The 9763-nt window shown below is 71.6% G+C and carries 7 protein-coding genes and 1 pseudogene; 3 read left to right on the forward strand and 5 right to left on the reverse strand.

Translation table 11 applies throughout. From position 1 onward, the window contains the following. Window positions 1-257: 257 nt before the first annotated feature. From ACFU5K_RS29895 to ACFU5K_RS29915, 5 genes are all read right to left on the reverse strand, one after another. Complete coding sequence (locus ACFU5K_RS29895) at window positions 258-587, reverse strand: hypothetical protein (protein WP_384067233.1); 330 nt, start codon at window positions 585-587, stop codon at window positions 258-260. Between the two features lie 119 nt (window positions 588-706). Next, window positions 707-2137, reverse strand: coding sequence for a lysine N(6)-hydroxylase/L-ornithine N(5)-oxygenase family protein (locus tag ACFU5K_RS29900; RefSeq protein ID WP_384067236.1), 1431 nt, complete (start codon window positions 2135-2137; stop codon window positions 707-709). Further along, window positions 2134-3594 (reverse strand): pyridoxal phosphate-dependent decarboxylase family protein, encoded by a 1461-nt coding sequence (locus ACFU5K_RS29905; RefSeq protein ID WP_384067239.1) that lies wholly within the window; start codon window positions 3592-3594, stop codon window positions 2134-2136. Before ACFU5K_RS29905 ends, ACFU5K_RS29900 begins: the two co-directional genes overlap by 4 nt. Before the next feature lie 227 nt (window positions 3595-3821). After that, window positions 3822-6374 (reverse strand): aminopeptidase N, encoded by a 2553-nt coding sequence (gene pepN, locus ACFU5K_RS29910; protein WP_384067242.1) that lies wholly within the window; start codon window positions 6372-6374, stop codon window positions 3822-3824. Between the two features lie 220 nt (window positions 6375-6594). After that, a complete protein-coding gene (locus tag ACFU5K_RS29915) occupies window positions 6595-6918 on the reverse strand; it encodes a chorismate mutase (RefSeq protein WP_384067245.1) in 324 nt (107 codons plus the stop codon). Between the two features lie 44 nt (window positions 6919-6962). On the opposite strand from ACFU5K_RS29915, the pseudogene ACFU5K_RS29920 reads away from it, so the two are divergent. The 3 genes and pseudogenes from ACFU5K_RS29920 to ACFU5K_RS29930 all read left to right on the forward strand — a co-directional run. Then, window positions 6963-7321, forward strand: a pseudogene (locus ACFU5K_RS29920) (beta-galactosidase); the annotation flags it as partial. 188 nt (window positions 7322-7509) lie between these two features. Next, on the forward strand, window positions 7510-8415 hold the full coding sequence (locus ACFU5K_RS29925; protein WP_384067248.1) for a hypothetical protein: 906 nt from the start codon (window positions 7510-7512) through the stop codon (window positions 8413-8415). A 38-nt stretch (window positions 8416-8453) separates the two neighbouring features. After that, the gene (locus tag ACFU5K_RS29930) at window positions 8454-9536 is read left to right on the forward strand and encodes an ankyrin repeat domain-containing protein (protein ID WP_384067251.1); all 1083 of its coding nucleotides are present in this window, start codon (window positions 8454-8456) and stop codon (window positions 9534-9536) included. The last annotated feature ends 227 nt before the right edge of the window (window positions 9537-9763 follow it).

The following is a 9763-nucleotide window of genomic DNA, read 5'->3' on the forward strand; positions in this document are numbered from 1 at the left end:
CGTCCGGGGTACCACCACCCGAGCTACCTCACACAGCGTGACCGGCGAGCCCGCCCGTCACCGCCGCACCCCCATCAAATTCGAAGACCCGGGTTCCCGTCGGTTCGCCGGCGGGGACCTCGTGCGTTCCGGGGCGTCTGCGGGTGATGCTGGATGCGTGCGTGGCGTCGGCTCTGGGGCGCACCGGGCTGGTCGCAGGTGAGGGGGTGTGGCCCGCCTGCCCGTCGGTGTGGTGGCCACGGGGCAGGCGGGGTCGCTCAGATGGTGACGCAGATGCCGTCCTCGATGACTCGGCCATCGCGTTCCAGGCCGCCGCACACGAGCCTGGCGTCCGCCTGTTCGTAGCCCACCGCCCAGCGGTGGCTCGCGGCTGCGACCCTTCCGGAGCGGAATTCTCCCCAGTAGGCGCGCAGTGTGCCGGAGTTTCCGTCCCTGGTCTGGACGGTGATGTCCTGTACGAACCTGTTGTGGTGGGCCGTCATCACGCAGATGTACTGCCCGCACTGGCTGTCGACTGCGGCGTTCGCGGGGGCGGCGGAGATCAGGGACAGGGCGCCGGCTGCGAACAGTGTTGCGAGCTTCCTCATGTTGATCATGCTTGCTCAACGATCACGCGGCATATCCGTGACGGCTTGTGGTGAACCTTCGCCCGTCCCGGAGCGGGAGGGTCCGGGTGGGCCTCGCTGATGCGGCCGTCACTGTCTTGTCACTGCCCTTGCACGAGAGGGGTGAGCGGGCTGCCTTGGCCGGGGACGGCGGGGGCGGTCTGGGGGGTGAGGCCGAAGGTGGTGAAGGCGGTGCGCTGCGGTAGGGGGTAGGGGGTGGTGCCGGTGACGTTGTTGAGGATGGTGGCGCTGCGCCAGGCGGCGAGGCCGAGGTCGGGGGCGCCGACTCCGTGGGTGTGGCGTTCGGCGTTCTGGACGTAGATGTTGCCGGTGAGTGCGGGGGCGAGGTCGAGGCGGAAGTCGGTATGGATGCGGGGGCGTCCTTGGGTGTCGCGGCGGATGTGGGGGGCGATGCCGGTGAGGAGGGTGTCGAGGGGGCGTTCGCGGTAGCCGGTGGCGAGGACGACGGCGTCGGTGGTGAGGCGGCTTCGGGTGGCTTGTTGGGTGTGTTCGAGGTGGAGTTCGATGCGGTTTCCGCTGCCGGAGATGCGGCCTGCGGTGCGGACGCTGACGCCGGGGGTGAGGGTGGCGTCGGGCCAGCCGCCGTGGAGGGTGCGTCGGTAGAGCTCGTGGTGGATGGCGGCGATGGTGTCGGTGTCGATGCCTTTGTGGAGTTGCCATTGCTGGGGGACGAGGGTGTCGCGTACGTGTTCGGGAAGCGCGTGGAAGTAGTGGGTGTAGTCGGGGGTGAAGTGTTCGAGGCCGAGTTTTGAGTACTCCATGGGGGCGAAGGCCTGGGTGCGGGCGAGCCAGTGGATTCTTTCGACTCCTTGGGGGCGGGCGCGGAGGAGGTCGAGGAAGATTTCGGCGCCTGACTGGCCGGAGCCGATGACGGTGATGTGGTCGGCTTCGAGGAGTTGTTCGCGGTGGTGGAGGTAGTCGGCGGAGTGGATGACTGGGACGCCGGGGGCTTCTGCGAGGGGACGCAGGGGTTCGGGGATGAAGGGTGCGGTGCCGACGCCGAGGGCGATGTGGCGGGTGTGGGTGTGGCCGTGTGTTCGGGGTTCGCCGTCGGGGCCGAGGTGGGTGTAGTCGACTTCGTAGTGGGAGTGGTCGGTGTTCCAGCGGATGGAGTCGACCTGGTGGTTGAAGTGGATGGTGGGGAGTTGTTCGCTGACCCATCGGCAGTAGGCGTCGTATTCGGCGCGGTGGATGTGGAATTGCTCGGCGAAGTAGAAGGGGTAGAGGCGGTCGCGGGTGCGGAGGTAGTTGAGGAAGGTCCAGGGGCTGGTGGGGTCGGCGAGGGTGGTGAGGTCGGCGAGGAAGGGGACTTGGAGGGTGGCGCCGTCGATGAGGAGGCCGGGGTGCCAGTGGAAGGCGGGGCGTTGTTCGTAGAAGGCGGTGGTGAGGGGTCGGCCGTGGGTGGTGGTGATGCCGTGGGCGAGGGCGGCGAGGGAGAGGTTGAAGGGGCCCAGGCCGATGCCGATGAGGTCGTGGGGCCGGTCGCCTTGGGGGGTGGTCCGGTCGGTCATCGGGGTGTGCTGCCTTCCTTGGTGGCGCCGGTCTGGGCGTGGGTGACGTGGGCGTGGGTGACGTGGGCGTGGGTGACGTGGGCGTGGGTGACGTGGGCGTGGGTGACGTGGTCGAGGAGGCGTTGGAGGTCGGTGGGGGTGGTGTGGGGGTTGAGGAGGGTGGCTTTGAGCCAGAGGCCGTTGTGGGTGCGGGCGCGGCCGAGTACGGCGTGGCCTTGGTCAAGGAGGCTGCGGCGGATGGTGGCGACGGTGGCGTCGTCGGTGTGGGTGGGACGGAAGAGGACGGTGCTGATGGTGGGGCGGTCGTAGAGGTCGAGTGCGGGGTGCTGGTCGATGAGGTCGGCGAGGTGGTGTGCGGTGGCGATGGTGCGGTCGATGAGGTCGGCGAGTCCGTCGCGGCCGAGTGCCTGGAGGGTGACGGCGATCTTGAGGACGTCGGGGCGGCGTGTGGTGCGCAGGGAGCGGCCGAGGAGGTCGGGGATGCCTGCGTCGGTGTCGTCGTCGGCGTTGAGGTAGGGGGCGTGGTGGTGGAGGGGGTGGAGGTCGTGGTGGTGGGGGACGGCGAGGATGCCGGCTGATGCGGGTTGCCAGCCGAGTTTGTGGAGGTCGAGGGTGACGCTGTGGGCGCGGTGGAGGCTTTTGAGGGTGTGGCGGTGGGTGGGGCTGAAGAGGAGGGGGCCGCCGTAGGCGGCGTCGATGTGGAGTTCGGCGCCGTGGGTGGTGGTGAGGTCGGCGATGTCGGTGAGGGGGTCGATCTGGCCGGTGTCGGTGGTGCCTGCGGTGGCGGTGACGAGGAGGGGGCCTTGGAGTCGGGTGAGGGCGTTGTGGAGTGTGGTGGGGTCGATGGTGCCGGTGGGGGTGGGGAGGATGACGGGTTCGGGGAGGCCGAGGAGCCAGGCGGCGCGGGTGATGCTGTGGTGGGCGTTGGCGCCGCAGATGGCGCGGACGGGGCCGTGGCGTTCGCGGGCGAGGAGGAGGGCGAGTTGGTTGGCTTCGGTGCCGCCGGTGGTGATGAGGGCGTCGGGGTGGGGGGTGTGGGGGTAGATCTCGGCGGCGAGTGCGGTGGTGAGGGCAGTTTCGAGGGCGGAGGCGGCGGGTGCCTGGTCCCAGGAGTCCATGGAGGGGTTGAGGGCGGAGGCGGCGAGGTCGGCTGCGGCGGCGAGTGCGAGGGGTGGGGTGTGGAGGTGGGCGGCGCAGTGGGGGTGTGCGGGGTCGGCGGCGCCTTCTGCGAGTGCGGTGACGAGGGTGCGCAGGGCGTGGTGGGGGCCGGTTCCTTGGTCGGGGATGAGGGGGCCGGTGCTGTGGTTGAGGCGTTGGGTGACGTGGTCGGGGCCGCCTGCGGGGAGGGGGCCGTTGCGGCGGGTGGCGCCTTCGTGGAGTGCGGTGAGGACGGTGTCGAGGAGGGGGCGCAGGTGGGTGGGGCCGGCGGTGCCTCCGGCGAGGGGTGGGGTGGGCATGGGTGGTGTGGTCCTTCGGGTGTGCGGGCGGTGGTGTCAGCCTGTCCGGTTTGCGGAGGGGCGGCCGAAGAGCCCAACGATCTGAACCCGAAAGGGGTACTGCTGTCCGGTGTGGGTGAGGTGGGGGGTGTGGGGCTGGTATGGGGGTTCGCTGTTCGCATGGGTGTGCCCGGCCCTTCGGGTGAGGGGCCGGGCACGGTGGTGCGGGGTACGGCGGGTGCCGTGGGTCAGTGGGCGTTGCGTACGGCGAGTGCGCGGCGGAGGTCGTCGAGCTGGTCGGTGAGTTTGCGGCGTAGTGCGGGGGTGAGTGCGGGGTCGTTCAGGGCGTCGGTGCCGAGTGTGAGGCTGTGGGCGTCGACGGCGTGGGCGGGGAAGGCGTGGCGTCCGGCGGCTTCGGCGATGGCGGGGCCCCGGCGGGTGGCGAGTGCGGTGGCGTCGGGGTAGTAGCGGGCGATGTAGTCACGGGTGAGTTCGTGCTGTTCGGGTTGCCAGAACCCTTGGGCGGTGGCGGTGAAGAGGTAGTTGGACAGGGTGTCGTCGGTGAACATGGCGTGCCAGGCGGCGGCTTTGGCTTCGGGGGTGGGCAGGGCGGCGCGGCAGCGGGCGGCGCCTTCCTGGCCGGTGGCGCTGGGGTCGGTGTCGAGTTCGCGGGCGATGGCGGTTTCGTCGACGGCGCCGAGGACGGCGAGGCGGGTGAGGATGCGCCAGCGGAGTTCGGGGTCGAGTTCGGGTCCGCCGGGGACGGTGCCTTCGCCGAGCCAGTCCTGGATGGTGTCTGGCTGGGTGGCGGCGTCGATGAAGTGGCGTACGGCGGTGAGGCGGAGTCCGGGGTGGGGGTTGTCGGGGCGGGTGGTGTCGTGGCCGTGTTCCCAGTCCTTGAGGGTGAGGCCTTCGGTGCGGCGCAGGAGGTCGCGGCAGAGGGAGGTGAGGGTGGTGAGGGCGGTGTGGCGGTCTTCGGGTGGGAGGTAGCGGCCGGCGATGTGGGTGGAGGCGAAGTCGAGTACGCCGTGGACGAGGGCGAGGTCGGTTTCGTGGGGGAGGTGGGTGCGGGCGGCGGTGAGGTAGGAGGTGGGGTGGAGTTCGCCGTCGCGGACCATGTCGCGGGCGGTGTTCCAGATGAGGGCGCGGGTAAGGGCGTCGGGGATGCCGGAGAGGTGGGTGAGGGCGGTGTTCCAGGAGTCGGGGTCGAGGCGGATCTTGGCGTAGGTGAGGTCGTTGTCGTTGAGGACGACGAGGTCGGGGCGGGTGCCGGGCTGGGTGGCGGGGGTGTCGTCCTGGGGGATGTCGAGTTCGAAGCGGTCGCGCAGGATGAGCTGTTCGGTGCCGGTCTGGGTGTCGAGGCTGTGGTCGTAGGCGCCGACGGTGATGCGGTGGGGGCGGTTGCCGCCGTGGTCGACGGTGAGGTTCCAGCTGTGGCCGGTGTTTTCGACGTGGGCGCTGAGTGTGTCGGCGCCTGTGGTGCGGAGCCAGGCGGCGGCCCAGGTGTGGACGTCGCGGTCGGTGGCGGTGGCGAGGTTGTCGATGAAGTCGGCGAGGGTGGCGTTGGCGAACTTGTGCCGGGCGAAGTGGGCGTTGATTCCGGCGAGGAAGTCCTTTTCGCCGAGCCAGGCGACGAGCTGGCGTAGTGCGGAGGCGCCCTTGGCGTAGGAGATGCCGTCGAAGTTGAGGAGGGCGGAGGCGGTGTCGGGGACCGCTTCGGGGTCGGGGGCGACGGGGTGGGTGGTGGGGCGTTGGTCGGCGTCGTAGCCCCAGCCCTTGCGGGAGACACCGAACGCGGTCCAGGTGTCACTGAAGCGGGTGGCTTCGGTGAGGGTCTGGTAGCCCATGTATTCGGCGAAGGACTCGTTGAGCCAGATGTCGTCCCACCAGGTGAGGGTGACGAGGTCGCCGAACCACATGTGGGCCATCTCGTGGGCGATGGTCGTGGCGCGGGACTGGCGCTCGGTGTCGGTGACGGCGGAGCGGTAGATGTATTCGTCGCGGAAGGTGACGAGTCCCGGGTTCTCCATGGCGCCGGCGTTGAATTCGGGGACGAAGGCCTGGTCGTAGGAGTCGAAGGGGTAGGGCTCGTCGAACTTCTCGTGGAAGCGGTCGTAGCAGTCGCGGGTGATGCCGAGGATTTCGTCGGCGTCGGCGTCGAGGTGGGGGGCGAGGGAGCGGCGGCAGTGGATGCCGAAGGGAAGGCCTGCGTGGGTGGTGGTGACCGAGTGCCAGGGGCCGGCGGCGACGGCGACGAGGTAGGTGGAGATGGGTGGGGTGGGGGCGATGGTCCAGCGGCCTTCGGTGGCCTGGGTGGTGGTTCCGTTGCCGAGGACGGTCCAGGTGGGGGGTGCGGTGACGGTGATGTCGAAGACGGATTTGAGGTCGGGCTGGTCGAATGCGGGGAGGACGCGCTGGACGTCGTCGAGGAAGAGCTGGGTGTAGACGTAGGTCTCGCCGTCGGCGGGGTCGGTGAAGCGGTGCATGCCTTCGCCGGTGCGGGAGTAGCGCATGGTGGCGTCGACGGTGAGTTCGTGGGGGCCGGGGGTGAGGCGGTCCAGGGGGTAGCGGTTGCCGTCGAGGCGTTCGGGGTCCAGCGGTTGTCCGTCGAGGCTGAGTGAGCGCAGTGTCTCCGTCTTGATCTCGAAGAAGGTGTCTCCGGCGGTGTGGGCGGTGAACCGGATGACGGTCCGGGAGCCGAAGGTCTCCTCGCCCGTGGTGAGGTCGAGGTCGACCGTGTACCGGTCTACGTCGAGGAGCTGGGCGCGGGTCTGCGCTTCTTTGCGCGTCAGTACGGACATGGCGTCCATGCTGCCGTACGGCTGCCGGGCTGTGCAGTGGGGTTCTCGCAGGGCTGACGCCGGGTGGCGGCGTGGGGTGTGGGGGTCTGTGGACGCCGGGTGTGGGTGCGTCGTGGCTCGGCGGGGCTCCGGCCGGGCGGGTGGGCCTGAGCGTCTGCCCGTGGGTGTGGGGCAGGGGCGGGGCCGGCGGGCGCGTCCGCGTCGTGGCGGGGGCCAGGGGTCAGTCCTGGGGGCCCGCGGATTCCTCGGCGATGCGCTCGTGGTGGCGGATGACCTCGGCGACGATGAAGTTCAGGAGCTTCTCGGCGAAGGCGGGGTCGAGTCGGGCGTTTTCGGCGAGCTGCCTGAGCCGGGTGATCTGGCGGGCTTCGCGAGCGGGGTCGGCGGGCGGCAGGTGGTGTTCGGCCTTGAGGTGGCCCACCTGCTGGGTCGCCTTGAAGCGCTCGGCGAGCATGTGGACGACTGCGGCGTCGATGTTGTCGATGCTTTCGCGCAGCCGGTTCAGTTCGGCGGTGACGTGCGCGTCGGTGTTGCTCGTGGTCATGGTCGACGAGCTTAGACGTAACGGTGGGTGCGTGGCCGGGGGTGGTGCCGGGGCCGCGGCAGGCGTATCCGCTGCGTGTCACGGGGCTGCGGGACCGGGCTGTGGTGTATGTGGACGGGGTGCGGGCGGGGGTGCTCACGGAGTAGGAGGACACGCTCGCCGGGCCGGTCGCGGGGCTGGAGCTGCCGGGCTGGACCCGTGGGTTCGTGTGGGTGAACGGCTTCTGTCTGGGCCGGTACTGGTCGGTGGGGCCGCGGCGGCCTTTGCACATTCCGGGGCCGGCGCTCCGCGAGGGTGTGAACGAGGGGTGCTGGAGCTGGAAGGGGCCGGGGACCTGTTCGTGGAGCTGGGTCCGGGGGCGCCCGTCAGGCCGGGCGCCCCCGGGGGCGTTGCTTCGGGATGAGGGGGCCAGCGGGTCGCGGCGGCCGGGGCGACGGCGGAGGCGAAGGTGGACACCAGGGTGTGCACGCCGGGGCAGCCGGGGCGTGCGCAGCCTTCGCCCCCAAGATCACTCACTGCCTCCGGACCGCCCTCCCCCGCATCACCGGCCTACAGTGAAGGTCCGTTGAGCTCGTCGATGGAGGGCCGGACATGAGTGACGGCAGAAACGGCGACGGGCGGGTCGTCCACGGGTTCCCGCACCTGGCAGCGGTCCGGTCCGCGATCACCGCGCTGTACCGGCGCGTCTCCCCCGAGGGCGTGCACGCGTACGCCACGAGCCTCGCCCCGGCGGACGCGGCCTTCTCCGACGTGGACGATCTGCACCTGGGCGCCCAGCGGGTGGCCGCCGCACTCGTGGGCCACCTGCGCCTGCCGCAGGCCCGCATCGTCGTCGGCTTCCGGCGGATGGAGCACGCGGCGAGCGTCGAACTCGCCGCGGGACCCGAGTACTTCATCGAGCTCAACGACCGTTTCCGCACGCACCGCAGGGACATCGGGGCGGCCTTGGCGCACGAGATCACCCATGTGCTGCTGCACCGGCTCGGACTGGAGCTTCCCGATACCCGCGACAACGAGATCCTCACCGACACGGTGACGGCCTACCTCGGCGCGGGCTGGCTCCTGCTGGACGCCTTCCGGCAGGACGCCGTGTCCAGCCAGAAGCTCGGCTACCTGACGCCCGAGGAGTTCGGGTACGTGCTCGCCAAGCGGGCGCAGGTCTTCGGTGAGGATCCCTCGATCTGGTTCACCAGCCCGCAGGCGTACACGGCGTACGCCGAGGGGCGGGCCGAGGCTCAGCGGGACCTGCGGCGGCCGCCGTTGACGGCGGCGGGGTGGGCGGGCAGGCGCCGGTACGCGAAGGACCGCCGCGACGCCGAGGTGGATCCGGGCGTCGTCCGGGACCGGTCCGTGCCGTACGCCTTCGAGGGCGGGGCGGGCGGGCTGCGGGTGTCGTTCCCCTGCCCCACCTGCCACCAGCGCGTCCGTATTCCGGTCCGGGGCAGGACACGGGCGAGGTGCGGGCTGTGCCGCACGGTTTTGGAGTGCGACACCTGATCCGCGGGCTCCGGCGGGGCCGGTCGTAGGGTCGGGGTATGACGAACGGTCCGGACGAGGCTGCCAGGAGCCTCTTCGACGCGCTGTACGAGGGTGACGACGCCGTCGTGCGGGCGCTGCGCGCGGGCGTGTCCGCCGAGTCGCGCGACGAGGAGGGGACGACGGCGCTGTATCTGGCGGCCGTGCAGGATCTGCCGGGCACGGTGCGGATGCTGCTGGCGGCCGGGGCCGATCCGAACCGGGCGAGCGGCCCCGATGCCGGCGACCTGCCGCTGTGCGGGGCGGTGTGCGGCGGTCACACGGAGGTCGCCGGGGCGCTGCTGGCCGCGGGGGCGGATCCGGATCTGCGCGAGGAGTTCGGCTTCACCGCGCTGCACTGGGCGTCCGACCTCGGCCTGGCGGAGGTCGCCGGGATCCTCCTCGCGCACGGGGCCGACCCCGACCTGCCGGGCCCGCACGGTGAGCCTCCGCTGGTGGTCGCGGCCCGCCGGGGGTCCTCCCGCACCGTCCGGACCCTGCTCGGGCACGGCGCACGCGCGCTCTCCCCCGCCCTCGACGAGGCCAGGCGGATGCTGAGCCTGGACGTGGAACACGAGATGCGCGAGGCCCTGGGCGCCCTGTACGGCGCCGAGGGCCACGAGACGGTGGTGCGCCGCGCACCGGTGGACGGCGGGGTGACGGTCACCGTGGAACTGCGGCGGGAGGGTGAGCCGTTCGCCGGCCAGGAACGGCAGACGGGGCACGGCGCCGTCGCGACACTCCTGGAGGACGGACTGGGGCTGCGGGCCCCGTGCGAGGAACTCGCGCTGCGCGCGCTGCGCGACCGGGACCCGGACCTGGACAACTGGCTGGTGGCGGTCAGCGCCCTGTGGCTGCGGGGCGACGAGGAGACGTTCCGGGCGGCGGCCGCGTGGACGGCGGACGGGGACCCGCTGCGGCAGGCGTTCGGCGTGGACGTCCTGGCGCGGCTCGGATTCGGCACCGGCGGCAGGCCGTTCGCCGACCGGGCTGTTCCGCTGCTGCGGGAAGTGGCCCTGACCGGCGGCCCGTTGCCCGCCGCCGCGGCCGGGCGGGCACTCGCCGGGTACGGGTGCGTGCCCGGGAGTGAGTACGCCCCCTGAAGAAGGGCTCCGGAACAAAGAAAAAAGAAAGCGGGTCTCACCCGGCCGGGAGACAAGGCTCCCGGCCGGGTGAGACCCCGCTCGGCGGGGGGGGAGGGGCGGGGGGGGGGGACCGGGCCCCCGGGGATGGGGCCCCCGGGCCCCCCCCCGGGGGCGCCCGCGCCCCCGGGGCGCGGGGCCCCCCCCGCCCGCCCCCCCCCCGCCCGTGTTATTCGACACCGACGCGC

This window comes from Streptomyces sp. NPDC057428 (assembly GCF_042803195.1).
Lineage (GTDB): Bacteria > Actinomycetota > Actinomycetes > Streptomycetales > Streptomycetaceae > Streptomyces.

What these genes read in the sequence shown, in the direction of transcription:
- ACFU5K_RS29895 (WP_384067233.1), bottom strand. Translation starts at nt 587, where the DNA reads ATGAGGAAGCTCGCAACACTGTTCGCAGCCGGCGCCCTGTCCCTGATC.
- ACFU5K_RS29900 (WP_384067236.1), bottom strand. Translation starts at nt 2,137, where the DNA reads ATGACCGACCGGACCACCCCCCAAGGCGACCGGCCCCACGACCTCATC.
- ACFU5K_RS29905 (WP_384067239.1), bottom strand. Translation starts at nt 3,594, where the DNA reads ATGCCCACCCCACCCCTCGCCGGAGGCACCGCCGGCCCCACCCACCTG.
- pepN (WP_384067242.1), bottom strand. Translation starts at nt 6,374, where the DNA reads ATGTCCGTACTGACGCGCAAAGAAGCGCAGACCCGCGCCCAGCTCCTC.
- ACFU5K_RS29915 (WP_384067245.1), bottom strand. Translation starts at nt 6,918, where the DNA reads ATGACCACGAGCAACACCGACGCGCACGTCACCGCCGAACTGAACCGG.
- ACFU5K_RS29925 (WP_384067248.1), top strand. Translation starts at nt 7,510, where the DNA reads ATGAGTGACGGCAGAAACGGCGACGGGCGGGTCGTCCACGGGTTCCCG.
- ACFU5K_RS29930 (WP_384067251.1), top strand. Translation starts at nt 8,454, where the DNA reads ATGACGAACGGTCCGGACGAGGCTGCCAGGAGCCTCTTCGACGCGCTG.